At 64.3% G+C, this 25999-nt stretch carries 18 protein-coding genes; 11 read left to right on the forward strand and 7 right to left on the reverse strand.

Features of this window, described 5'->3' with window-relative positions; all coding sequences use genetic code 11:
* Positions 1–50: 50 nt before the first annotated feature.
* The 3 genes from DQG15_RS00075 to DQG15_RS00080 all read right to left on the reverse strand — a co-directional run bounded on the left by DQG15_RS00075 (position 51) and on the right by DQG15_RS00080 (position 1643).
* Positions 51–863, reverse strand: a complete 813-nt coding sequence (locus DQG15_RS00075) for a UvrD-helicase domain-containing protein (RefSeq protein WP_116081761.1) — start codon at positions 861–863, stop codon at positions 51–53.
* 157 nt (positions 864–1020) lie between these two features.
* A complete protein-coding gene (locus DQG15_RS17990) occupies positions 1021–1284 on the reverse strand; it encodes a hypothetical protein (RefSeq protein ID WP_232830638.1) in 264 nt (87 codons plus the stop codon).
* Positions 1281–1643 (reverse strand): hypothetical protein, encoded by a 363-nt coding sequence (locus tag DQG15_RS00080; RefSeq protein ID WP_157968832.1) that lies wholly within the window; start codon positions 1641–1643, stop codon positions 1281–1283. The genes DQG15_RS17990 and DQG15_RS00080 overlap by 4 nt, the downstream gene beginning before the upstream one ends.
* A gap of 10 nt (positions 1644–1653) precedes the next feature.
* Here DQG15_RS00080 and DQG15_RS00085 point away from each other — a divergent pair, with 10 nt between their 5' ends.
* The gene (locus DQG15_RS00085; protein WP_116081764.1) at positions 1654–1878 is read left to right on the forward strand and encodes a hypothetical protein; all 225 of its coding nucleotides are present in this window, start codon (positions 1654–1656) and stop codon (positions 1876–1878) included.
* 597 nt (positions 1879–2475) lie between these two features.
* Here the strand turns inward: DQG15_RS00085 and DQG15_RS00095 are convergent.
* Together DQG15_RS00095 and DQG15_RS00100 are read right to left on the reverse strand one after the other, a co-directional pair.
* A complete protein-coding gene (locus tag DQG15_RS00095) occupies positions 2476–2754 on the reverse strand; it encodes a hypothetical protein (protein WP_116081767.1) in 279 nt (92 codons plus the stop codon).
* A 522-nt stretch (positions 2755–3276) separates the two neighbouring features.
* A complete protein-coding gene (locus DQG15_RS00100; RefSeq protein ID WP_157968833.1) occupies positions 3277–5142 on the reverse strand; it encodes a site-specific integrase in 1866 nt (621 codons plus the stop codon).
* Positions 5143–5643: 501 nt separating this feature from the next.
* Between DQG15_RS00100 and DQG15_RS00105 the strand changes: the two genes are divergently transcribed.
* The 7 genes from DQG15_RS00105 (at position 5644) to DQG15_RS00135 (ending at position 20771) form a co-directional block, all read left to right on the forward strand.
* Entirely contained in the window at positions 5644–5982 is a 339-nt protein-coding gene (locus DQG15_RS00105; protein ID WP_116081770.1) for a hypothetical protein, read from the forward strand.
* Positions 5983–6089: 107 nt separating this feature from the next.
* Complete coding sequence (locus DQG15_RS00110; protein WP_116081772.1) at positions 6090–6491, forward strand: hypothetical protein; 402 nt, start codon at positions 6090–6092, stop codon at positions 6489–6491.
* 260 nt (positions 6492–6751) lie between these two features.
* Positions 6752–7723 (forward strand): toll/interleukin-1 receptor domain-containing protein, encoded by a 972-nt coding sequence (locus DQG15_RS00115; RefSeq protein WP_198665032.1) that lies wholly within the window; start codon positions 6752–6754, stop codon positions 7721–7723.
* Between the two features lie 433 nt (positions 7724–8156).
* Positions 8157–13235 carry a DEAD/DEAH box helicase gene (locus DQG15_RS00120; RefSeq protein WP_116081776.1) on the forward strand — a complete coding sequence of 1693 codons (5079 nt, stop codon included), beginning with the start codon at positions 8157–8159 and terminating at the stop codon, positions 13233–13235.
* Positions 13232–15994, forward strand: coding sequence for a DEAD/DEAH box helicase (locus DQG15_RS00125; RefSeq protein WP_116081777.1), 2763 nt, complete (start codon positions 13232–13234; stop codon positions 15992–15994). Before DQG15_RS00120 ends, DQG15_RS00125 begins: the two co-directional genes overlap by 4 nt.
* Positions 15991–19956, forward strand: coding sequence for a DNA methyltransferase (locus tag DQG15_RS18760; protein ID WP_304466038.1), 3966 nt, complete (start codon positions 15991–15993; stop codon positions 19954–19956). Before DQG15_RS00125 ends, DQG15_RS18760 begins: the two co-directional genes overlap by 4 nt.
* Positions 19953–20771: an HNH endonuclease gene (locus DQG15_RS00135; RefSeq protein ID WP_232830639.1), complete on the forward strand. Its 819-nt coding sequence runs from the start codon at positions 19953–19955 to the stop codon at positions 20769–20771. Before DQG15_RS18760 ends, DQG15_RS00135 begins: the two co-directional genes overlap by 4 nt.
* A gap of 30 nt (positions 20772–20801) precedes the next feature.
* Here DQG15_RS00135 and DQG15_RS00140 read toward each other — a convergent pair whose 3' ends face one another.
* Together DQG15_RS00140 and DQG15_RS00145 are read right to left on the reverse strand one after the other, a co-directional pair.
* Positions 20802–21404, reverse strand: a complete 603-nt coding sequence (locus DQG15_RS00140) for a hypothetical protein (protein ID WP_116081779.1) — start codon at positions 21402–21404, stop codon at positions 20802–20804.
* 146 nt (positions 21405–21550) lie between these two features.
* A complete protein-coding gene (locus tag DQG15_RS00145) occupies positions 21551–22651 on the reverse strand; it encodes an AAA family ATPase (RefSeq protein ID WP_116081781.1) in 1101 nt (366 codons plus the stop codon).
* A gap of 250 nt (positions 22652–22901) precedes the next feature.
* Here DQG15_RS00145 and DQG15_RS00150 point away from each other — a divergent pair, with 250 nt between their 5' ends.
* The 3 genes from DQG15_RS00150 to DQG15_RS00160 all read left to right on the forward strand — a co-directional run bounded on the left by DQG15_RS00150 (position 22902) and on the right by DQG15_RS00160 (position 25998).
* Entirely contained in the window at positions 22902–23258 is a 357-nt protein-coding gene (locus DQG15_RS00150) for a helix-turn-helix domain-containing protein (RefSeq protein WP_198665033.1), read from the forward strand.
* Positions 23255–23524, forward strand: coding sequence for a helix-turn-helix domain-containing protein (locus tag DQG15_RS00155; protein ID WP_116081782.1), 270 nt, complete (start codon positions 23255–23257; stop codon positions 23522–23524). The genes DQG15_RS00150 and DQG15_RS00155 overlap by 4 nt, the downstream gene beginning before the upstream one ends.
* A 287-nt stretch (positions 23525–23811) precedes the next feature.
* Positions 23812–25998, forward strand: a complete 2187-nt coding sequence (locus DQG15_RS00160; protein ID WP_157968834.1) for a tyrosine-type recombinase/integrase — start codon at positions 23812–23814, stop codon at positions 25996–25998.
* Position 25999 lies beyond the last annotated feature (1 nt).

The raw sequence follows: 25999 nt of genomic DNA on the forward strand, positions 1-25999 counted from the left end.
TCGCCATGGTTTGGGCGGCTAGACGTCGCGGTCGATGAAGGGGGCGGTGGTCAGCTCCTCCGTACCGTCCTGCCGTGTTGCCTTGCGGACGCCGAATTGCTCGAGATAGACGCCGCTCTCCGTGAGCCGGAAGTCCGGCGTATAGCGGCCTTCACCAGATAGGCAGCCTTGGCGGTGATGACCGAGGTCTTGCCCGAACCCGCACCGGCGAGGACCAGGGTCGCATCCTCGTCGACCACGACGGACAGCCGTTGCTCCGGCGTCAGCGGCATGGACTCGACGGTATCGAAGAACTCTTTCCAGTCCGCCAGCTGCTGGTTGACGAAGGCCGCTACCGCCGTCTCGCGGAACTGCTCTGGATCGCGCGCGAGCTCCATGATCGGAGCCAGACGCGCCATCGTCTCCACCCCCAGGGCTGTCGGGTTGAGCTTCTTCAGGACGCGGGCGTCGAGGTCGGCGGCCTTGCTTGCGACCGGGCCTACCAGGCAGGCGGCGGGATACATCGCCGGTGCCTTCAATCCCTCAATCGCCGTCAGCAGGGCCGCAATCGCGTCGTCTTCCCTGGAAAGCTGGGCAAGATTGTAGCCTGACCAGGCTATTTCGACAGCTTGCGCGAATGCTCTGGCGGGTGCCTCCTGGACCCCGGGCAGCAGGACGCAGGACTGGTCGCCGAGATCTAGGGTGAGGCGGGCGGAAACACGGCCACGCTGAACGACGGGAGCTGCTGCGATTTCCGAGAGGTGAACCCTAGCATGCGCGCCGCCAGACGCCGAAATGATGTCGTCCTGAAGTGCCAGCGCTCGGGGGTGCTTGCGGAAGGGGTCGGACAGAAAGGCGGGCAGTGGCCGCGATACGAGTTTCATCGAAATCCAGAGGTCGGGTTCGCTTCCCGACATACCAGACGTGCCCCAGGGGGGAAGTGTGTGTTCTCAATGGCGAGTGGGGTGCTCGGACAGAGAGCCATCGGTCTGCTGCCGCAGACGTCTCGTGGCATCCGTCCAAGGGGATGGAGCGGTCTTACTACATCGGTTCCGGGGAGTGGTCGTCTGACGTTCCGGGTATCTCGCTGTTCACCTCCCCGAACTTCTTGCGCCAGGCTTCGGCGAACTGGGTGACTTCACCTTCCTCACGCGCGTCGACCAGGACGCCGCCGATCACCTCGGCAACGCTTCCATCCCGGAACGTTACCTGAATCCCTGATTTGTCCGAACGGCGCCAGCGCCAGCCACTGAAGCCCGCGTGAAGTGAACGGAGCAATTTCCTGAGCTGCCTACCAAAGGTCACTCCGCCGGGCTGAACATCAGGCCGTGGATCTTGGAGATCTGCTGCTTCAAACTGCGGTTCTCCGCCCGGATCTCCCGAAGCTCTTGCGAGATGTCCTTGAGCATCTGTGACAGTGCGGTGTTGGTCTCGTTCGCCTGATGCAGGGCTGCGCGGTGCTCTTCTCGGAGCTGTGTGGCCTTCCGCAAGTCCTCGGCGATCCTCTGGAGCGCCTCGATCAGAGCTTGGCCGAGTTCGGACATCGGGTGACCCGGGTCGTTCAGCAGATCGAGCAGCGGGAGCAGCTGGTCCACCTTGCCGTCCGTGGTGAGCATCGCTTTCAGCAACACTTCGTACTCCTGGGGAAGGGTCAGGGATGTCATCTTTTCTTGCATGTTCGAACTCCATGAGCGGTTTCGCGTGGGGCAGGATCGCTGCGATAAATATCTGGGTGTTCAGGCGCAGTCGAAGGCGGTGGAGGGCATGGGCATGTGCGAGGCGCGTCTCGAGATGGCGCGGCTCCCACTCGGGCCCGAGTTCGCCCCCAAAGACGTGCGCGCCATCCAGGCTGAAGAGATGGCTCTTCACACCATGCGTATTCTGGGTCGTGGTGCGTAGGATGGCCGGGGTTTGCCGCGTCAGAGCAGCATCGAGGGCGTCGAGGGTTCTTGGGCGCTCGGTTGTGAAGATGGCTCTGAGGGCCTCGCTCAGCCTCTTCTTGGGCGCCGTGGTCAGCCGGCGGGTGATGACCGGTGGGTCGAGGCGCGGGATCTGAGGATTGAAGTAGTCCGGTACGGGCAAGCCGAGGCGCCGGGTCAGCATCTGGTGATTGCGACTTGTCAGGATGTCGCCGGTCTCGGGGCGCAGGCGGGATCCGTCAAAGCCACGCAGGGCGATGGCGACATGCACATGGTCGCAGTTGGCATCGGTATGACGGGCCGCGACCCACGGAGTGCGCAGGGCGGGTAGGCCCATCAGATCGAGCTGCGCCATGACAATCGCACGCCATGTTTCGCGACTGGCCCGCACTCCTACGGGCAGCGACAATGTCATGTGGATCACTCCCGCACCATCCGCGAGGTTATCCAAGCGGTCGCGCATGGACACGGGATCTGCGCGGAGGATGGTGCCGCCGATGAATTCCGCACCGTCGCGGAGGTCATAGTCGGGCAGGACGCCGGCCGTTTTGTGGAAGGTGCTATGCGCGCGCATCGATCAGCTTTTCTTAGCACTGCGGAGCTCCAGCGTGAGTTCTCCGAGGAGTAGCGCCAGGTGGTCGAGCTGTTTGGGAGCGATATCGTAGGTGTTCAGCGTCACACCGACCTGACCGACAAGATCCGCGATCGCCTGTGTACCGATTTCGGGTTCCAGAGCCCGTCTGCGGATGAACACGGCGCGGCTCTCCGATCCCGAGGTCCGGCGCAGCGTTTCCAGCAGCGAGAACTCCTCCTGCGAGAAGCGCAACTTCACGAGCTTGTCTCGCAGGGCGGTCATACAAGACCCCAGTCAGTGTGACCGATGATCTGGGGGCACGTAGAGCGGGTGCGGGCGCAGATGATGGCCAGATTGTCAGTCAACGTGGTTGTTCCTTTAGCAGTTTCTCTGGCCGACAGTGTAACTGCTGCAGGATGCCTCATCGCGCCCGAATGGCGGTTCGAGACCGTCTCACGTAGCTATTATGTGGATAACCGCGCTCGCCTGGTGAGCCGAGTGGCTGGTGAAGCGCCCGGCATGCGTCGGCTGAGATGACCTTGTCGGAAAATCCGTACTTTCCGCCAGAGGGGCTCAGAGACCACACTGGCCATGCCTAACATGTTTATCGGATCGCAATTGTCGCTTCGGACTGAACGCGGGACACTTGCGCGCGAAAGGACCTAAGTGGGAGGGCCCTCGGGCGGGCAATCGCGAGCCGAAGCATCCGATATGTCGAAAATGATTTTCTGATCCAGATGCGACGATCCGTGCCATTCGTCATCATGTGCGGAAGGCCAATCGGACAGTGAACTCGTCAGCGTGTCAGAACAATCGCGGGAGCTTCGCGACCACGCTGCTCATCACGGGCATCGACGTGGCGACATCATACTGCTCGTCATGCACGTCACCGCCGCTGTGCCCAACCAAGTCACGGCGTTGCTTCTCGCTGACCTCGGGCAACTCCTTCAGGTGGGCGATGGCATAATGGCGGAACGAGTGGAAGCAGAGTCCCCTGGGGTTACCGTCCAGCTGCAGCACCAGCGCCTTCGCCCAGTTGTAGTAGATCTTGTCTCCGAAGGACTGGCTATCATTTGTCGCGATCAACTCGGGGAAGAGGGCCGAGGCGCCTCGCATGCGCATCTCGTCGACATGCCTGAGAAAGCCCAGTTCGATCAGGTGCTCGTGAATGGGAACCAGGCGCTCGGAACTGAAGGTCTTGACCCTGCGGTGCATGTTGTCGCGGATGTGGTAGCAGGGAATGCCGTCGACGGACACGACATCGCGGGGTTCCAGCCCGAGAACCTCCTCCCGCCGGGCGCCGCTGTAGCCAGCCAGGATCGGCCCCCAGTAGAGCCCATCCGCCTTTACGATGTTGCCACGCTCATGGCGCCGCGACGTTGACCGGCACCCAGTCCAGATCGGATGCCGGAAAACCTGCTGAAGTTCCGGCAAGGTGAAGGCTTCGCGCTTGTCGCGGTTGCGCTTTTCCTCCCGGACGCGGAGCAGGCCGAGTTCGATCGTGTCCGAAATCGTGAGGCTTTCGCTCTTGGCGAACTGGAAGATGAGCTTGAACCGGTCCAGATGCCCGTTGATCGTGCGAGGTGAGAGGCCGACCTTCTTCTCGGGAAGATCCTCGGCGCTTGCCAGAAGCTCATCGATGGTCCTGTCCGCGTCCTTCGCGCTTTTCCCGTAGCTCGTTGGAAGTCGCTGCAACACCGACTTGTAGAACTTGAGATGGCCCTGGGTGATATCCCGAACGTCGGTGATGCCCGTGGCCTTGATGAACAGGCGTGCCTGGGCGGCAAGCTGCTTCCTGGTGTCTTCCTTGATGTGATCGCGATCCCTCTCGGCATTGATACGCTCAACGAGTGCGACAATGTCCGGGTCAAAACTGAACTCGGGCCTTTGGGCAGGGATTTGAGTGAGGGCAGGTGCCTCGATCAGAGTGGCTTCCTGAGGGACGGGAAGAGGCTCCAGAGGCTCGATGATCTCGGCAGACGCGCCGTCTAGGATTTCCCGCGCAAGGTCGCGCGCTTGTTCAAGGCTCGGATCTTCCCGATCTTCAGATGCGGACCAGGCCGCGGCTTTTCCTGCCAGCAGCAGTTGCCGCAGAGAGAGAAGCGTCTCGGCCGCAGGGTTCAAGGTCTCGCCTGTAGCCGTCTGAATGCTGTCCCGCGCGGCGCGAAGCATCTTGTTGACGCCCGCCTCGGACAGCACGTCGCGCGACAGGATGCCAAGCATCGTCTCCAGCGACGCGATGTCTGTCTCACTCGAACCTTCGTTGAGTACGGTGCGTCGGTCGTGAGCGGAGAGCTCCGGATGCAGTCCCTTTCTCGCCAGGTGAGACCAGGCGCGCGCCGTCGCCCAATCGAGACGCTGGTCTTCCTCGCAAGAGCCCACCGGGTCCATCCGGCTGATCATGCGCTGACGCTCGATGCGGTCAAGCTCGCTGCGCACAACGGAGGTCAGCCAAGCCTTGGCCTGGGCGGGGGTCAGCTTTCCATCGGTGATTGCATCCAGCATCCGGTCGCACTCGTAATTCAATCTGTGTGCGATGATACATGCGATGGACCGGTCCGTGGTGCGCAGAGACAGCTGCCAATGTCGGGTTTTTGTGGAAAACTCAGGCACGCGCCGACGCCAGCTCCAGGTGGAGCCGCGTTGCAGGAGGTAGGGGGTGGTCGCCAAGATGCGGCCTCCAGAATTGGAGACGAGCGACCCGCATTTCATGAACTTGTGCTACAGTGCTGTGTGACACTGTAATTGCCAAATTCAGCCTATGCCTTAATTATCAAGGGCTTAGTGGGTGAATTGGCTCCGGCGGTAGGGCCCGGAGGTATTTCCGCAAGGCACTGAAATCGCGGTCCTTTTCCGGAGCGACTCTCGTGCGACTCCGCAGTGTGACAGCACCTGTGCCGTACTCTGTGCCAGATGGCAAGACGTCTTCGTGCCAAGCAGACCGCGCCGGGAAGTCGCCTCGGCTTTCGGAATAACATGGGCCATGCGCGGCTCGTCTTTCGGGTGGCCGCCAAGTCGTCCGGAGCGGCGCGCATCGGGATGCGAAGCTCCATGCACGCCTCGGATGACGCTCCTGCTCGCGGTCTTGCAAAGGACCACGATCTTTTCGACGAGACTTCCTTCGTCGCCGACCAAACCGGCCAATCTTGCTTTCAGACAAGGAGGCTACACATGATGAACACCGACAGGCGACCCGAACATCTGGGCTGGATCGAAGTCGCGCTCCAGGCGGCCCACCCTGACCTGCCCAACCTGGGGATTGCCGGGCAAGTGCACTACGGGCCACCCGACCACTTTGCGTTCATACACGTCTTCGGAGTCGACGGCGATCGCGCCCGGCGCCGACAGGTCCGCGCCGAGGCGAGCGCTCTGCTGCGGTGCCTCGGATACGCCGTCGCGATCGAGCCCGGCCGCGACGTCTTCGATGTGTCGCCGGACCGCCCGGTCTCCGCGCATGATCGTCTGGGGATGCTCCGCTGCCTCCATGCCGCCTACGGCCTTGGAGGCTGACGCGCAGTCTTCGGCTCCCTCTTGACGGCCGCGGCGGTGTTCTCGCCGTCCCATCCGATGCGGCCATCGGGCAATTTGTCCCGGACTTTCCGATCGTGGAGGTTCGCATGAACTCGATCGTCTTCACACACGTCCACAGGCCGTGGGCTACCGCAGATGTGCTTGAGGTGGCGCTTCACCGCCTCGGAGCGTGGCTCGATGAAGAGCGGGATACACTGGGACGCGTGCTCGCCCAGGCTGGCCGGAGAAGCGCCTCAGACCTTCTCGAGTCGCTGGATCAGCTGCATCTCGATCCGGGCGCGACATCACGGCATCTGCGCGAACTGCTGGAGGACGCAAGGAGCTGGCTCTCGACACTGCTCGACGTGGTGAGCCACATCCCCTCCCGATGCCGCCTGGAGACGGCATGGGGACTGCCCGGACCAGCGTCCTTCGACACGCACCTGCGTTGGAGTGCAGCGCGGCTCACGGACATCCTCGCGACGCTCGACAGAGCGCTGGACGACTGAAGCAGCTCAAGGGCCCGGGCATCCGCTCGGGCCCCTTGGAGGGCTGTCACAAGGTTTTCGCACGCACATAGCTCAGGACGGCAGCAGCAGTGCGGTCAGTGTGCGATCGTCATCATGCTGTCGTGCAGCTATTGCGGGACTGTGAAAACGTCCTGCAAACGACACTGGATTTGGCCCATGGCATCTTGCTACCAATGTCAAAATGCCGATCTCAAGGGTGCCTCGACGGCGTGCCCTGCTGCCAAAGAGGAGCGCATGTCGTGGGCGCCCGCGTATTCATCTCCTACAGCCATGTGGACGAGGCTCTCCGAGACGAGCTCGAGGTCCACCTCTCAATGCTGAAACGGCAAGGCCTCGTGGATGTGTGGCACGACCGCAGGCTCGTCGCCGGTGACCATCTCGACTGGACGATTTTTCGGGAGCTCGATGAAGCGGACGTGATACTGCTCCTGGTCAGCCCGAACTTCCTGGCTTCGGATTACTGCTACAACATTGAGAAGGGGCGAGCGCTGGAGCGGCATCGTGAAGGCACTGCCCGCCTGATCTCCGTGATTCTTCGTCCATGCGACTGGACTCACACGGACCTCGCCCAGTTCCTGGTAGTTCCCAAAGACGCGAAGCCGGTGACGCAGTGGCCGGATCGCGACGAGGCATTCCTCGATGTCACCAAATCCATTCGAAGAGCTATCACTGAACTCGGGGCTGCCGGCAAGGAGAATGGGGAGCGCGAATACGTCAAGCAAGATCATGAAGCTGCGGCCGGTCGAGCTGACGTCGAAACCTTGCCGCGCTCTTCCAATCTTCGACTCAAGAAAGAGTTCTCGGAAGCGGACCGGGACGCCTTCCTGTTCGAGACATTCGAATATCTCGCCAAATTCTTCCAAGGTTCCCTTGAGGAACTTGGGGCTCGAAACGAGAGCATTGAAAGCCGCTTCCGACGGGTGGATGGCGACTGCTTCACGGCTACGATCTATCGGAATGGCGAGAAAGCGGCCGGTGGCACGATCCGGGTGGGCGGACTGTTCGGGTCCGGTATCACCTGGCTGGGAAACGACAGCGGACAGGCAAACACCCACAACGAAAGCCTGTCGGTCGGACACGATGACCAGAAGCTGTTTCTCACCGCGATGGGCATGCCCATGGGGGGCATCAACCGGGATTCGCATCTGACGCAGGAAGGCGCTGCCGAGTATCTATGGTCCCTCATGATCGGCGCACTCCAGGGACACTGAAGGGGTTTGCGCCTCCACCGAAAGATGGCTCGGTGGAGAAGCTGCTCTGATGTCTGAGTTTAGTTGGACCGTTCCTTCCGGCGTGGAGATGGCGAGGACATCTGACAGCGTGCAGAGGATGTCGTCTCGGCCGCCGGGCATGCGAAGTTCCGGTGACCTACTCCCCGGATTGTCCTCGTTCAGAAGATAACTTTGTCCCGGGTTTGCTCTTTCTTTGACCGGATTGCATATTCCTGCGGGCCGATCTGACCAAGCTTTCCATGGCCATCGGGGAGGCGGCGGCGTGGGGGAGATTTCGGAGTTCCCTGGATTGGGATACTGTGAGCTGTGAAGGCGGAGCCACTGGCAGTGACCAACCAAGGCCATGAAAAGACTATAATTGCCCGCAACGGTTCGGTTATGAAGCGATCGGGTGGAGGCAAGGCATAGAAGTATGGACGTATTTTCGCTGAACCAGAAGGCGATCGAACGATATGAGAATTTCTCTCGATCCTTCGCCAACATCCTTTCCAAAGATCTCCAATCCGCGATCGATCAGGCCTACAACCAGCGCCGATATGTCCGCGAGCCTCTCGTCAGCCTGAATCCTCGTTTCAGGCCTGGAGCCTCGGTTGATGCGCGAGCTGCCGACGGAACAATTCTTGACGATACCGCGAAGGTCTTTCGACGCAATGATGGAGCCTCGATCGAGCTCTATGTGCATCAAGACCTTGCGCTCGGCATGGCGCAGTCGGGAAAGGGTTTTGTCGTTACGACTGGAACTGGCTCGGGCAAGTCGCTCTGTTTCTTCATCCCACTGATCGACGCTGCCATCCGAGCGCGCGCCGCGGGAGAAAAGCGCCGAACCCGCGCCATCATCATCTATCCGATGAATGCGCTCGCTAATTCCCAGCTCGAAGAAATCAATGGCTTTCTGCGTGACTCGGGGTTGAGCAATCCTCCTGTCGTCGAGAGATATACCGGGCAGGAATCCGAGGCTGATCGGGAACGGATCGCGGCCAATCCGCCAGACATCCTGCTGACCAACTTCATGATGCTGGAACTCCTGCTCACCCGGGCCGACCGGAAAGGACGCCAGGTCCTGGAGAACGCGCGTGGGCTCGACTGGCTCGTTCTTGACGAGTTGCACACCTATCGCGGCCGCCAGGGCGCCGACGTGGCAATGCTGGTTCGGCGCCTGCGGGATCGGCTGTCACCAGACCACTTGCGATGCATCGGTACCTCGGCCACCATGGCCTCGTCGGATGCGGTCTCCGAAGACCCGGCTACCGTCGTGGCGAATACGGCGACGATGATCTTCGGTGACCGGATCGAGCCTGAGGCCGTGATCGGCGAGACACTGGTGCGCGCCACCGAAGGACATGTGGATGGAGCTGACTTGCAGAAGGCCATCCACACGCCCCTTGCCGCGCTGCCGGATGACAGTCTGAAGGTTGAACCGCTCGTCGTCTGGGCCGAAACCCGCATCGGCCTGACGGACGATCCGATCCCACAGCGCCGCAAGCCGCGCACCCTGAGCGAGGCGGCAGCGCAGCTTTCCGAGGAGTCCGGCGAGCCGGTGCCCGACTGCCTGGTCGCGCTCAAGCACGCGCTGTCCGTCGCCTCGATGCCGGAAACCCAGCGGGGAGGGCCATCGGACAGAGGCTTTCTGGCCTACAAGCTTCATCAGTATCTGTCCGGTCCCGACAGCCTGTATGCAACCCTCGGCCCGGAAGGTGGACGAACCATCCGGTTCGACAAGCAGAAGACAGACCCGAAAGCCGAGGCGCGACTGTTCGAGGTTCGCTTCTGCCGCAAGTGTGGGCAGGACTATCATCCCGTCCGGTCGGTACTGGATGGTACGGGGCGGCGATACGTTCCTCGCTCGATCGACGAAGAGCCGCTCGACGACGATGACGAAACCGGATTTCTGTGCCGTGCGGAAGGACTGCCCTTCGAGGGCGAGCAGGATCTTCCGTCGTCTTGGCTCGAGGAGACGGCGAATGGCGCGACCCGGGTCAAGCGGACCTATCGCGAGCGGGTCCCGTTTCAGGTTTCGGTCGACTCCCAGGGCGTCGAAGGGTCCGGGCTCGGCATGTGGTTCATGAAGGGGAAGTTCTCTCTCTGCCTGCGCTGCGGAGACACCCCTCCGGGACAAGGCCGGGACCGCAACAGGTTGTCTGGCCTCTCCGCCGAGGGCCGATCCTCGGCAACGACGATTTTGAACTCGGTCGCCCTTGAGGAAATGGAGACGGCGCAGGCCGGGCGCAGCAAGCTGCTGACCTTTACCGACAACCGCCAGGATGCCGCCTTGCAGGCAGGGCACTTCAACGACCACGTCTTCGTCACCAAGCTGCGCGCCGCCATTTTCGCCGCCGTGCGTGACGCTGGCAGTGGCGGGCTGGCGGGCCGTGATTTCGGAGACGCCGTCCGGCGAGCTCTGGGCTATGCTTGGTCGAACGAGGACAGCCATGAGGAATGGCTTCGGGATGATGTCCGCGGACGCAAAGCGACCGAGGCCGAGGTCCTTTTGTCCCGGGTCATTGCGCATCGGGTCTGGACGGATCAACGCCGTGGCTGGCGTTTCACCAACCCCAACCTCGAAGATCTCGAGCTCGTCCGGGTCGAGTACTCGATGCTTCCGGGACTTGCGGGTGAGGATGCCATCTTCGCCGGCGCGCCTGAAGCCCTCCGAAATGCGTCGCCGGATATCCGCTTAAAGGCCTTGCGTATCCTCCTCGAACACATGCGGACCGGTCTCGCCATCGACGTCGAGGCGCTGGACCGGCAACGGTTCGAGGAAATTGCCGAGGAGTCGAGACGCTATCTCCAATCTCCCTGGGCCATCCACGAAAAGGAGCGCCCGCGCGAAGCCGCCTGGCTGATGCTCGAAGGCACATCGCGCGCCAACATCTCCCTGCGGGACGAAGGCATCGTGCTTCGCGGCAGTGCGCCGTCGGCCCTGGGCAAAGCTCTCGTGGACGAAAACCTATGGGGGCGTCGGCTGCGGCGAGCCGAGGTGACCGAGGTCATCGAAGCGCTTCTTCAGGCGACCGCCCATGACGACTACGCCTATATCCGGGCGCAGCGTACCCCCTTTGGCCCCATGGGATGGAAGCTCGATCCCGGTGCGCTGAAGCTCTGTGCCGTCACTGATCCTGTGGAGGATGGCGACAGAGGGGCACCACCCAACCGCTATTTCCGGGACCTCTACGCCAGGGTTGCCGACAACATGCTGGCCAGGCGAGCGCCATTGCGCGGCCTCGAGGCGAGGGAGCATACGGCACAGGTGGACAAGGATCTCCGGCAGCACCGGGAGCGCCGGTTCCGGTTCGGTGAGGACGACCGGAAGCAGATGCGGGAGACGCCGCATGACAACGAAACCTCTCGGCGTCTGCCGTTGCTGGTCTGCTCGCCAACGATGGAACTCGGGGTCGACATCTCAACGCTCGAGCATGTGCACCTTCGCAATGTCCCACCAACGCCGGCCAACTACACGCAGCGGGCCGGGCGCGCGGGCCGCGCCGGGCAGGCGGCACTGATCACCACCTATTGCGCCGCGCAAAGCCCGCATGACCAGTACTACTTCGCCGATCCGGGCCAGATGGTTGCGGGCTCGGTGCAGCCGCCGCTTCTCGATCTCGGCAATGAGGAGCTTGTCGTCTCCCATTGTCACGCGATCTGGTTGGCGGAATCCGGTATCGAACTCGCAGCGGCCATCGCCGAGGTGCTGGACCTCACCCAAGGCGACGGCAAGTATCCCCTCCGCGCCGACGTGGCGGCAGCTCTGTCGGTTCCCGACCTTGCCTCTCGGGCGGCAGAGCGCATGGTGGCCGTCCTCAGTCAGATTGCCGGCCGGCCCTTCGGACATGATCTCGCCGAAGTCACCGCGCGCAACGCCTTCAAGAATTTCGACCAGGCGTTCGACTCGTGGAGGCGGCGGTTGAGTGCCGCCGAAGACCAGAGAGATCGCGGCTACCGGCTGTCGAAGAGTACCCAGGCAAGTGCCGAGGAAAGACGACAAGGCGATCGGTCCTACAACAGCGCTCGACGTCAAATCGAATTGCTCAAGAGCGGCAAGGACTCGAATTCGTCGGACTTCTTCACCTACCGCTATCTGGCAACCGAGGGATTCCTGCCCGGGTACAATTTCCCGCGCCTGCCGCTCACAGCTTTCGTCCCTGGCGCCGAGCGTCGTGGCCGCGGCGACTTCCTGTCTCGGGCCCGCTTTCTGGCGATCTCTGAGTTCGGACCGGGGAGCATGATCTATCACGAGGGCCAGTCCTTCCGGGTGACGCGCGCAATGTTGCCACCCGAAGTGCGCGCAGGAGACGGAGGCGGGCTGAGTACGGAGGTACTGCTGCTCTGCCCGAACTGCGGTGCCATTCAAGCCTCCGATGCACCCGAGCGCTGCGAGGGATGCGGCACCAGCCTTGCCGAACCCATTCGGCTCGATGGTGCGTTCCGGGTCGAGAATGTCGAGGCCGCTCCGTCGGAGCGCATTTCCGCCAATGACGAGGAGCGTCAGCGCCAAGGTTTCGACATTCAGACCGCCTTCGCATTCCAGGGCGAACCAGAGAGGGTCCGACTCCGTGATTGCGACGGCAAGGAGCTGGCGACGATCTCCTACGGTCCGCGGACCCGCATCGCCAGGATCAACAAGGGGCTGAGGCGCCGGCGTGACAAGGACCTCTACGGGTTCAAGATCGGAACCCACAGTGGCCGTTGGCGTGGTTCGGCGGGCGGTGATGAGATCGATCCGGATTCGCGTCCAAGTGCGGAGCCTGAGCAGACGGTTCTGCCGATGGTGGAGGATCGCAAGAATGCCATGCTCCTGGTGCCGACGCAGCAGTTGGAGGTTGAGGATGTCGCTACCCTACAAAGTGCGCTGGCACGCGGCCTTGAGCGGGTCTTTCGTCTGGAGGAGGGTGAGATCGCCGTCGATCCGGTTCCTGATCGCGAGGCGCGCAACGGCCTTCTCTTCTACGAGGCGTCCGAGGGGGGCGCCGGTGTGCTGTCGCGGATCTCGCGCCAGGAGGACCTACAAGCGGTTGTCAGGGCCGCTCTTGAAATCATGCATCTTGAAGAAGTTGGAGGTGAGTGGCGTGACCGTACCGACGCTCCGTGTGTGGAGGGCTGCTATCGCTGCATCCTGACCTATTTCAACCAGCCCGATCACGAACTGATTGATCGCCAGCGCGGAGATGCCCGTCGTTTCCTGGCCGACCTCTTGTCGGCCCAAGTCGAGGCGACTGCTCCGATCGGCAAACCGGTCTCGGTCGACACGCTGGCCACAGACAGGCCTTGGGCAGACGCGGCACGCAGGTGGGGTATCGTACCGCCGGACCCGAAACCCGTCGTGCGGGGGGGCAAGAAAGCTCGAGCCTCGTGGAGCAAGTCCTATACCGCCGTGACCGACGACGCCGACCTCACCGAAGCGCTGTCGAACGAAGGCTATATCGTCCTTGGGGCGAGCGATCCGCCGGAAATGCTGCCAGAAGAACTGGCGCACATTGATAAGGTGACGCCATGACCTCTGCACCCAGCTCCCTGGCGAGCCCCGGCGGCCTGATCCGTGCGCGTGGTAGGGAATGGGTTGTCCTGCCCGGATCGGGACCCGACCGCCTGCGTTTGCGGCCGCTATCCGGGATGGAGGGTGACGCCACCGTCGTGCTGCCCGGACTCGAGCAGGTTCCGCCCGAGCCGGCCATTTTCAAGGCGCCGGACGCGTCTCGGATGGGCACCTCCTCGCAAGCGCGCCTGCTGTCGGATGCACTACGCCTCAGCCTTCGTCGCGGCGCGGGGCCATTCCGGTCGTCCGGCCGGATTGCGTTCGAGCCGCGAGCCTATCAGCTCGTTCCACTGATCATGGCCCTGCGTCTCGACCCCATGCGACTGCTGATCGCGGACGACGTCGGCATCGGCAAGACCATCGAGGCCGGGCTGATCCTGCGCGAGATGTGGGACCGCGGTGAGGTGACGCGAGCTTGCGTGCTGTGTCCGCCACATCTGGTCGAGCAATGGGTCGATGAGCTGCGGGAGAAGTTCGACCTGCATGCAACCGCCGTGACCGCCACGACCGCACCGCGGCTGGAGCGCGGCTTGGCATTGAACGAGAGCCCGTTCGACGCCCATCCTCTGACGGTCGTCAGCCTGGACTACATCAAGGCCGATCGACGTCGCGCCGACTTCGCGAAATCTTGCCCGAACTTCGTCATCGTGGACGAGGCGCACGCCTGTGTCGGCGGCGGACGCGGCACGACCCAGAGGCAGGTCCTGCTGAACGGTTTGGCCAAGGACGCGGATCGCCACATGGTCCTGCTCACGGCCACGCCGCATTCCGGCGACGCGGAGGCCTTTGACGACATCCTGGCGCTGCTTCGGCCGGACTTCGCCCACGGGGCGTTGTCGAAGGCCCGGGAAGAACTGGCTCAGCACTTCGTACAGAGGCGGCGCATCGATGTGCGCGAGGAGGGCTGGGAGGTTCCCGGTGCAATGCGGACTTTCCCCCGGCATGATGTCGGCGAAAGAGCGTTTCAGCTATCCCCCTCGCACGTGGCATTCCACGAGGCTGTCCTTGGCTGGTGCACCGAGCGCGCTGCGAAAGCCGGCCATGACGCTCGGCAGCGGCGATTGGCGATCTGGGCAACCCTGGCCCTGATGCGTTGCGTCGGCTCCTCGCCTGCCGCCGCGGTTGCCACGCTGGAAGCCAGACGCGGGCCAGTCGAAGATGCCGATCTGGAAGCCACTATCTTCGACGAGGACGAGGGTCAGCTCACGGATGACGACCTCGAACCGGGAGCGATGGCGGAGGACATGTCCGGCCTCGACGACCTCCTGAAGATGGCGCACGACCTTGAGACCAGACCACAGGAGGATGCCAAGTTGTCCCTCCTGAAGCGTGAACTGATGGGGCTCTGTTCCGAGGGACATCAGCCGGTCGTGTTTTGCCGGTACATTGCCACGGCTGAAGCCGTAGGCGCTGCGCTCAAGAGCGACAAGGCCTTCAAGGACCGGACCATTGAGGTCGTTACCGGCCGGCTTCCGGGAACGGAACGCAGGGTCCGCGTTGAAGCCATGTCGGATGCCGATCGCCGGATACTCGTGGCCACCGACTGCCTTTCGGAAGGGATCAACCTCCAGACTTTGTTCGATTCCGTCGTGCACTACGATCTGTCTTGGAATCCGACGCGCCACCAGCAGCGCGAAGGTCGGGTGGACCGGTTCGGTCAGAAGAACGACGTACGCTCGCTGACCATCTTCGGAAGCAACTCAGCCATCGATGGGGCCGTGCTCGACGTGATCCTCCGGAAGGCCGAGGCGATCCGGAAAGCCACCAATGTCTCGGTCAGCATGCTCGACGATCGTGGCACTGTCTCCGAGGCGCTGATGCATGCAATGGTTTTGAAGTCCGGCACTGCTTCGGGTCGTCAGGGCGATCTGTTTCGCGACCTCGATCCAGCGGCAGATCTTGAACAGCTCTGGCGCGATGCGGAGGAGAACGAGAAGGCCTCCCGGGCACGATTTGCCCAGCGGCGCCTGAAACCCGAAGAGGTGATCCCGGAGTGGCAGCGCGTGCGCGATCTGCTTGGAGATACCGAGGACGTCCGGCGGTTCGTGCGCCGCGCCCTGGACCGGGTCGGTGTCACCTTTGACGGCAAGTCCATCCCGGTCGACGCGCTGCCCGACATGATGCGTGAAGCCCTGTCCTCGCGCGGCATCCAGGGCCGTACCCGCGTTTCGTTCGATGCGGTCGCCCAGCCAGGGATCGAAGTGCTGCACCGTACTCACCCGATCGTCGCGACCCTGTCCGACACCCTGTCCGAAGGTGCTCTGGAGGATGCTCCGGACGCTCTTGCACGATCCGGCGCCTGGACCAGCCGCGGCGCCAAAACAATGCTGACGCTGGCACTTCTCAGGGTCCGCCACCGCATTCGCCGTGCCTCGGCTGCTGCCGAAGATTTCCTGCTGGCAGAAGAAATTGTACCAGTGCTGTGGGAGGGAACGGCCTCTGGACATACCGCCATCGGCCTCGACGCGCTCAAGGTGCTTGACGAAGAGGTTGGGGCAACCTTGCCCGAGCCGGTGCGACGTGCTCAGGTGTTGCGCGCTCGGGATCGTATCGAGGCCTCGGACGCCCTCTCCGCCATCGCCCAATCACGGGCCGAGTCACTGACGGCCGATCACGACCGCCTGCGCGTCGCTTCGTCCACGCGCGGCCGGACAATCGTCGAGCCGGTCCTGCCGCTGGATCTCATCGCCCTCCATGTTATCCTGCCGGAGGCCAAATGATGCGCCACGAGACGATGCACCGCCCCGTTGAGATCGGCGCCGGCCTGATCCTCGAAGGAGGCCTGATCCCGTCTGACATGATCGCGAAGATTGCCCGCGGGCAGGCCACCGAACAGGCCGCAGCGGACTATGGCGTGCCGAAGGGCCTGACCCTCAACGATGAGATCGAGCGCGCCTTCCGCATGGCCCGCGCCGCCAATGACGACCCCGCCACCGATGCCGCCTCGCAGGCCCGCACGGTACTGCGGGCCTTCGGTTTCGACGACCTGACGCACGGGCAGCTGACCGTGGGCGAAAGACGCTTCCCAGTCGACTTGATGACAGGCGACGGCTGTGTCCCGGTCGTCGTCGCGCCCGAAGACGGCCTCGACCGCGCCCGGCATGAAGGCGGACCCTCGGGCCGGTTCCGGTCACCGGCGCTGCTCTTGCAGGACGCGCTCAACGCCTCGGACGATGCCCTCTGGGGCCTCGCCACCGACGGCAAGCGCATCCGTCTCATGCGCGACTCCGTCCGCCTCGGCCGCCCGGCCTTCCTCGAGGCCGACCTGGGCGCAATCCTCGACACGGACGACCTTGCCGCATTCGCCGGTCTTTGGCGGCTGATCCATCGCACACGTTTCGGCCGCGGCGATGCCGTGGACGGCCCGCTGGAACGCTGGAGCAAGGCCGCAGCCGAGCAGGGCGTCGCCGCCCGCGAACGCTTGCGCGATGGCGTCGAGGCGGCGCTGAGGGCGCTCGGCGCTGGCGCCCTCGCGGACCCGGCCACCCGTGCCCGGATCGAAGCTGAGGAACATCCGGCCGATGCGCTCCATGCCGAAGCCCTGCGCGTCGTCTACCGGCTGATCTTCATCCTGACCACCGAGGACCGCGACCTCCTGCACGCCCCCGACGCCACCGATGAGGCTCGCCAGACCTATGCCGAGGGCTATGCGCTCACCCGCCTCGCCCTGCGCGCCCGCAGGCGAACCAGCCGCGACCGGCACTACGACGCCTGGGAGGGCGTCAAGGTCCTGTTCCGCGCTCTCCAGAAGGGTGAGCCGCTCCTGAGCCTGCCCGCCCTCGGCGGCCTGTTCCGCGAGGGCCTCACGCCGCTCCTCGATGCCGCCACGCTGCCCAACCGCCACTTCCTCGACGCGCTCTTCCACCTCGCCTGGATACGCGACGGCAATTCCCTGGCCCGGATCAACTGGCGCGACATGCAGACCGAGGAACTGGGCTCGGTCTACGAATCCCTCCTGGAACTCGTCCCCCGTCTGGCCGAGAACCACACGCTGCTCGACTATGCGGGCGGGGCCGAGACGCGGGGCAACCAGCGCAAGACCACCGGCTCCTACTACACGCCCGACAGCCTGGTGCAGGCGCTACTCGACAGCGCGCTCGACCCAGTGATCGCCGACCGCCGCCGCGGCATCGGCACACCGAACGGCGAGACCGGCGCCGAGGGCATCCTCACCATGACTGTCTGCGACCCGGCCTGCGGATCAGGGCACTTCCTGCTCGCCGCCGCCCGCCGGATGGCCGAGGCGGTCGCCCGCACCCGCGCCGAGGCCGAGGGCGAGACCTTCGACCCCGCCGCCTTCCGCCATGCCCTGCGCGAAGTCGTGGCGCGCTGCATCTTCGGGGTGGACCGCAACGATTTCGCCGTGGAACTCGCGCGCGTCGCGCTCTGGATCGAAAGCGTCGAGCCGGGGCGGCCTCTGGGCTTTCTCGACGCCAACATCCGGCACGGTGACGCGCTCCTGGGGCTGTCGGATCTGTCGGTACTGGCGAACGGCATCCCGGATGCGGCCTACAAGGCGCTGACCGGGGACGACAAGGGCATCGCCTCGGATCTGCGCAAGCGCATCAAGGCCGAGCGCGAGGGCCAGGGCGATCTCGGCCTCGACGGGCCCGGCGGGCTGCCGCCGGCGCTGGTGGCCTTCGACCAGCGGCTCCACGCCGCCAGCCAGGACACGCTGGAAGAGGTCGAGCGCCTGCGCGCCAGCTTCGAAGCCCGGGGGGCGGATGCCGAGCGGCGGCGGGTGCGGCGGGCGGCGGATGCCTGGGTGGCGGCGTTCCTGCTGCCCAAGAAGCCACAGGTGCAGGTGCCGACCACGGCGGATATCGGCCGCATCCTGGCGCGGCAGGGCGACCCGGTGCTGGTGCAGGGCGTCGCCGACACCGCGGCCGAGGCGCACGTGCTGCACTGGCCGATAGCCTTTCCCGCGATCTGGGCGCGCGGTGGGTTCGACGTGATGCTGGGCAACCCGCCTTGGGAGGTCCTCCAGATCGGCGAAAAGGAATTCTTCGCTGCCCGCGATCCGGACATCGCCGAGCTTGCCGGAGCTAAGCGGAAGGCCGCGATTTCGGCGCTTGAAGCCGAAAACCCGGAGCTCCTTGCGGAATTCAATCACGCGAGGCGCACGGGCGAAGCGGCGAATGACTTCGCGCGAGCCTCCGGGCGGTTCGACCTGACGGCCCGCGGCAAGGTCAATACCTACGGCCTCTTCGCCGAACATTTCGCGCGATCGGTCAATCGTCACGGCCGGGCCGGGGTAATCGTGCCGACCGGGATTGCGACGGATGCGACTACGGCACCGTTCTTCGCCTGGCTGGTCGAGGATCGGCGGCTATCCCACATGATCTCCTTCGAAAATGAGAGCATGATCTTCCCCGGTGTTCACCACGCCTTCAAATTCGCGCTGCTTACGATCTCGTCAGCGCCCATAGAGGAAATGCGCTTCGCCTTCTATCTGCGCGACCCGTCGTGGCAGAGTGACCGACGGCGCGTCTTTTTTCTCACCTCTGAGCAGATTGCCCGTATCAACCCGAACACCAAGACCGCACCCGTTTTCCGCTCGCGCCGAGACGCCGAACTGACTGCAAAGATCTACGATGCCGCGCCGGTGCTGATCGAGGAGGCTCGGGCCGATGCCAATCCGTGGGAGGTCGAGTTCCGGCAGGGTCTGTTCAACATGACTTCGGACTCTGGTTTATTCCGAACTGCCTCTCAGCTGGCGGAAGAGGGTTGGCGCCGTCATGGCAACGAATGGACTCGCCCGCGCACTCATGTCCACCGGCCTGAGGCGGCCCGGCCCGCGCAATCGGCGATGGACCTTGATGGCCGCGACAACCGCTCCCTGCCGCTCTCGCGCGCCGAAGAGCGAATGGTACCGCTCTACGAGGCGAAGATGATCCATCAGATGGACCATCGATGGGCCACCTACGACGGCGAGGAGGCCCGTGACGCGACCACGGCGGAAAAAGCCGATCCAGGCTGGGAGCCCATGCCGCGCTACTGGGTTTCCGGCGATGAGGTCGAAGCCTGTGTCAACGCCAAGGGTCGGCGGCGCGGCTGGCTGATGGGCTGGCGTGACATCACAAACGCGACGAACGAGAGAACAGCGATTGCGGCGGCTATCCCGACAGTTGCCGTTGGGCACGTCTTGCCGCTCTTCTTCGTCAATGCCGAGCCCGGTCAGTGGGCTGCGCTACTGGCGAACCTGAATTCCTTGCCTACCGATTTCGTTGCCCGTCAGAAGGTTGGTGGCACCCACCTGACATACGGCTACGTCAAACAGTTCCCGATATTCCCCCCCACATTCTACACCCCCGACCGCCTGCACTTCGTCACCCTTCGCGTCCTCGAACTCACCTACACCTCCCACGCGCTGGCCCCCTTCGCCCGCGACCTTGGCCATGACGGACCGCCCTTCGCCTGGGACGAGGGCCGCCGCGCGCTTCTCCGCGCCGAGCTCGACGCCTTTTACGCCCGCGCCTACGGCCTGACCCGGGACGAACTGCGCTACATCCTCGACCCGGCCAGCGTCATGGGCGCCGACTACCCCTCGGAAACCTTCCGGGTGTTGAAGCAGAAGGAACAGCGGCTCTACGGGGAATACCGGACCGAACGGCTGGTGCTCGAGGCCTGGGACCGGTTCTCGGCTGACTGGAGCGCCGTGGGCATGGGCGACCGCGCGTGAGCTTCGACCCCGCCCCCTCCGGCCCGGCGCGGCTGATCCTGCAAAAGGCAGGCTACGACGGCGGCTGGACACTGCAACCCGAGGGCACCATCCCCGCCGCGCTCGACGCCCCGCCCTGGATGACGCTGCGCTCGCAGAACGCCCCCGGCCAGATCGCGCTCGCCCTCGCCCCCCCCGGCTACGCCCTGCGCACCACCCCCCGCGTCCAGCGCCGCCTGGCCGAGGAGGGGCTGGGCGCCCCCGAGGTCGACCACCTGCGGTTCGCGACACTGATCGAGCTCCGCACCGCCACCCTGCGTGCCTGGCACCTGTTCCGCGCCCTCCCGGACGCCCCCGAGGCCGCCTTCGAGGCCGACCTGAAGCGGGAAGGCCAGGCCTGGTCCGGCCCCGCCTCGCAGGACCTCGACCCCACCCGCGCCACCACCCGCGAGGCCCAGGTCCGCCTGCGCGTCGGCCAATCCACCTTCCGCGCCGCCCTCGACGACTACTGGGCTGGCCGCTGCCCCCTGACCGGCATCACCGACCGTGCCCTGCTGCGCGCCAGCCACATCGTTCCATGGAGCGAGTGCAAGAGCGACGGCCAGCGCCTCGACGTCTTCAACGGCCTCCTGCTCGCCGCCCACTGGGATGCCGCCTTCGACGCCTTCCTGGTCAGCTTCGATGCCGAAGGCCGCGCCATTGCATTGCCGGGCCTGTCGGAGGCCGCCGGGCGGGCCCTGGGTCTCAGCACGGTCCCACCCATCACGCTCGCCGAGGATCATGCCGCTCCGCTTGCCTGGCATCGCGAACGGGCCCTGACGCGGCACCAGACCTGATCGGCGCCGCTGGGGGCTGATCCGGAAGGGCTACTCTGCCGGCACAGGCTGTTGCAAAGTCTCTTTCATGAGCGCCAACATCTGGCCGCGGAAATCCTGTTCCTTCTGGAGGTCCGCGACGCGTGCCTTCAGGGCCGCATTCTCCGAATTCGCCTTCGCCAGCAGGTCCTCGACTTCGAGCTTCGCATGGTCGAGGTCTGCAATTTCCACTGCCAGATGATCGATCTTCGACAGGAGGTCACGGATCTGCGCGCGCTGAATGCCGAGATCGACCTCTTGGGCGGCGACCTTCTGGGCCGCCAACGCTCGAAGGCCTTCGAGCTCCTGACCGAGGTGAAGCAGCACCGCGTTCTCGACCATCGCCCCGATCTCCTTGACCGCAGCTCGGCTTTCACCGGGCAAAGCTGCGATGAGCCGCTCTCGGCGCTGCCGATCACGGTCCTCGAGAAGCCGTTGGACCTCCTTTTCAAGGCTCTGCGCGTTGATGCTTTCACGCACGCCGAGCCGGGCGCACATAGCTTTCTTCACAGTGTCACCCGTCGGTCGCTCGCCGTTTTTCTCGACGATCTCAATCCCTTCGACCACCTGGTCCTCAGTGTATTGGGGCGGGCGACCGATCTTCTTTTCTGCCATTTTCTTTCCTTTCGTTTCGCAAAGAGTTTGCGAAAGGGGGTTTGTCAAAGTAGCGACCTGCGCCGCTCTGAATGAGATTGGTCTGTTTCCCCGCGACGGAAGAAAGTTCCGGCCGCGGCCGGAATTCTTCTCTGCGACGAGTTGGGCTATAACCCTGTCACCTCAGGGACGTTGTGCTCGACAACAAGCTTCCAGCCGTTCCCGCTGTCCCGCACCACCGGTGATCTTTCTCTGGCAAGACTGAGGAGGCAGCGCCGCACGCTCTTCATTCGGCTGTCGTCGGCGATTCTACCGAACAGTTCTGGGGGCAGTGTCTTCAGCAGGTCGCGGGTCTGGAACTCGTCTACCGCATGCTCGCCTGTCATCCTGCGGATGTGAAGCGACGTCCGGACCGCCATTTCGATTGCGATGCTGTCCTTGCTGGCCCTCCTCCCTTCCGGAACGGGCGCACCGCCCTCCAACTCGGTAGCGGTCACGGTCGTGCGATCCTCGCCATCTTCGTCCTGCCCGAGAACGTGGGCCTTGGTCTTGAACCGGACCGCCTCTCCCTTCGGCATGGTGCGCTGCTTTTCCTGCGACAGCAGCACCGCTCCCCCTTCGAGAGGTTTCAGCGCGAGCTCGGTATCGACGGCGCCGCGCAGTGCCGAACTGCCACGTCCGCCACGGTCGGTATCCTTCCCGGTGTGGTGGACGAACATGACATGGGCCTTCAGCGCATCCGCGATCCTGCCGCCGGCATCGGCCACGCCCGTCATGGAGCTTGCGCAGTTCTCGTCGAAGGTACCGATCGAGCGGGCGAGTGTGTCGAAGACGACCAGCACGATCTTCTGGCCCGTGTGTCGGTATATCCGCTTGGCGTCGGCGACGAAGGCGGCCACTTCACCGGGGTTCGAAAGGTCGACGGCATTCATCCGGACGATGTAGGAATTCTGCTCTTCCTGGCGGAGGTCGTAGGCCTGCAAGCGGTCGAGAATGGAATTCGGGGCTTCCGCTCCGACATGCAGCACAAGCCCCTGCGTGACCCGCGCGCCGAAGAAGGCCGATCCGGTGATGATGCAGTGGCCAAGGTGGCAGACGATGGCGGACTTGCCGCAGTTCGACGGGCCGTAGAGGACAGAGGTTTCCCCGCGTCTGAGGAAGCCCTTCGCGGCATAGTTCCAGGTAAGCTCCGGCGCGTGATCGCGGGCGTCGCGATACGAGCTGCTCAACTCAGCCGGAACGCGCGGTGGCCCTTCATTTTCTTCCATGATTTCATATCCTTGTTCTGCTCGAGAGGCTGTCCCATTGGCGGACACGGGGAAAATAGGTCCGCCCTGAGCGCTCCCAAAACGGCTCGCCAGACAATTTTTCGGATTCTCGCGCAGTCACTCAGACGGACCGGCGGACCCCCCTACGGGGGGATGTCCGCCGGTCCGTCTGGTGCCGCGTCCGCATTTTCCGGATCGTGCATTTCTTCCCTATGTCCTCTCCAGAGCCAGTGAAACTTGGAGAGAAACCATGAAAAACAGTGACTTGAACCCAATCCCGCTGGGCGAGGCGGCTCGTCTGCTGGGAGTGTCACAGCGGACCGTTCGTCGCCTCGTCGACGCCGGCGACATTCCCGCGGTGCGGATCGGCGCAACGTTGGCAATTCCCCCGAGCGCCTGGCCGCTTTCGGCATGTCGTCCGGGGGAGGGTGCCGAACTCCGGCCACTCCTGAGCCAGCATGAAGTCGCACAAGCCCTCGATTGCCCGCCGTGTGACGTCAGGGCTCTGGCAGCTTCGGGGAAGCTGACGACGATCATGATCGGCAAGTCGTGCCGCTGGCGCGAAGTGGAGGTCACGGCGCTTGCTGAAGTGGAGGGCGCGCAATGATCACCGCGCCGGACGACTCCTACAGCGCTGCCGAGGCGGCGCAGCGGCTGGAGGTCTCCGAGCGCCAGGTGCATCGCTATCTGGAGAAGGGTCGCCTGCGCGGGTCGAAGGCGTCGGGCCGCTGGCGGATTACCGAGCTCCAGATCTGGGTGTTCCAGGGCATCGCGGACGAAATGCTCGCCTCCTGGCGGGAATACTGCCGCTCCATTGAAAGCGCCGCAGAAATTTCTGCGGAAAATCAGACAGATAGAGAATCAGGGGAGTAGGAGCGGTCTGCACGGCGTGGGCGTGCAGACCCTCCGCTCTCCCCCGAAGGCACCGGATGTCTGTGAGTGTCGGTAAATGTCCACTGGCGACTTCCTGCGACCACCCCCGTCCCCCGTCCTTCGAGAGCAGCCGCGTCTTCCGGAACGCGACTGCCTCTCGCAGGCGGATGACGGCAACAACGAAAAGAAAGAATGAACCGATGAAGCATCAGGATTTCCAGGACGCCGAACCCGTTGATGACGGCGGTGATACCGCAGACCTCCGACGCTGCCTCTGGCTTAGCAACATGAACGCCGCGACCCGGCAGGCAACCCTCGACAGTTTGGCGAAACTGTGCGCGGTGTCGGCCGCCGACGGCGAACTGGCCGTCACGCGGGTTCGCCAGATCGTCGCTGCCCCTGACGCCGCGACCAGGGCGGCGCTGGACGGGCGGTGGACGCAAATCGCCAGTGATCTGCGCCGGGCGCTGCGTCTCTGGGACGACGGGCCGACGCAATGGCTGGCACGTCGGCTCCGTTGCCGGGTGCCGACCCTTTCCGACGCCGCAACCGCGGCCAGCCTCAGGTTTGGCTCAGACGACGCGAAGCGCGCGACGGCAGCCCTCCAAGCCCTCGCCGCCTCCGAGGGCGGCGCTCTCGAGGACCTTCCGGCCACCGCGGCCGCAGTTGAGCCGCTCCTCCGCAACGCCACCCCTGAGACTTTCGGCGTGGCCAGCATGAAGAGCCTGGAAAACAAGCGAACCCTTGTCCGGCGCGCCGTCCGCCTTGTCGATCCGGTCAGCAGCGGACTGCGCGAGACCTCCGTCGCGACCCTGCCGTCGCACTGGAAGCAGACCGTAGAGACGATCCAGACGCAACTGAAGGACCATGAGACCAGTGCCGCCGCGATCCTGCGTCGTCTCGCCGGCTTCTGCGCCCGGCAGGGCGTTGCTGCCATGGAGATAGACGGTCCTCTCATCGACGCCTTCGTCGCCCTCGAGATGGCAACCCACACGCCGGGATATGTCGAGAAGCTTCGCGCCGCGTTCCGGCGATGGAACGACTCGGTCGATGCCGGTCTCGCGGCTCCGTGTCTGCCACTCCCGGGTGCGTCGGTACATCGGCAGGCCAACGTGGACTGGAAAAGCGTTCCCGCGGCGATCCGGTCGCCTGTCGATGCCTATCTCGCGACCGCCGTGTCGTTGCGAAACCCTGGGGACTGGAGCGACTTCGTCCCGGACGAAGATCTCGAATATGCCGAGCTCGGCATCGCCTTCATCGACCCCGTCTCGGAAGACAGCGATCAAGCGGCGCCGATACTCGAGCCCGGCACTCACAGAAACTGGCGAGACGCCGTCAAGCGCGCTTGGCACGCCGCCTCGATGGACCCGCGCGTACATCCGAAGCCGAGTGTCCTCGCCGACCTGTTTTCCCGGGCCGTGATTGCGGCGCTGGTAGCATCGACACGCGATGCCCGCCGGCAGCGGCTCGAGGCGCAGGCCAGGATCTTCGATCCCAAGGTGAAAGGCCGCTACGAGCACTCGCTCGTCGAGGCACTCTGCTCGGTCGGACGCGCCTTGGCCGTCGATCCGGATCGGGTCGAGGAAGTGGACGAGTTGAAACGACAGCTCGATCCCAACGTCGTCGGGATGAAGCGGGCTCCGGATGGGAGCTTTAAGCGAGTCTACGCGGAGCGCCGCATCGGCCTACGGCACGCCACGATGCTGGCCGCGTTCGCCGACACCTCGCAGCTGAAGCGCTGGTTCGAAGCGCCCTCGGCTCTCTGGGCCCTCGCGACCGCGCCGATCCGCCAGGGCCGCAAGCCCCAGTTGCTTCAGGCCACACTCGCGAGGTCCGCGCTCGTCGCGCGCGTCGGCCAGTACGTGGCGCCGATCCGGCGCACGAACCTTGCCCGGCTGCGATATCGCGGCGACGACCGCCACCTCATGCTGCCGGAAAGCGACGGCGAAGGCACGCTGCGGATTCCGGCCGACGAAGGGAAGACGCTGAAGGAAATCCACGTCCGGATCGATCGCGAGACCGTTCGGATGCTGAAGTACTACATACAGCACTTCCTGCCCGTCGCGCAGAAGCATGCGACGGCCGGTGCCGACAATCCGCATCTGTTTCCCGGAGCAGGTGGCCGCGCGGTCGAGGGCGGCGGCTATGCCGTCGGTCGCGGGTACATCACGAAGTCGAAGCTGAACACTGCTTTCAGGAAGCACATGCGCAAGCATTGCGGACTGAAGATGTGCCTTCACGTCATGCGGCATCTCGCCGGAAAGATCATCCTCGACCAGGACCCGTCGGCGATGTCGCTGGTCCAGGAGATCCTCGGCCACAAGCGGCTGAAGACGACGCAGGCGTACTACGCCGAGGTGTCGAAGATCGTGGCGCAGCGGCGCTACATTCACCTGCTCGAGCGGAAGGCGCGGCAGGTGCTGGCGACCGTGACGTTCAGGTTCATCGACCCGCGGACGGGAAAGGAACTCTGAA

Source organism: Tropicimonas sp. IMCC34011, from assembly GCF_003390865.1.
Lineage (GTDB): Bacteria > Pseudomonadota > Alphaproteobacteria > Rhodobacterales > Rhodobacteraceae > Tropicimonas_B.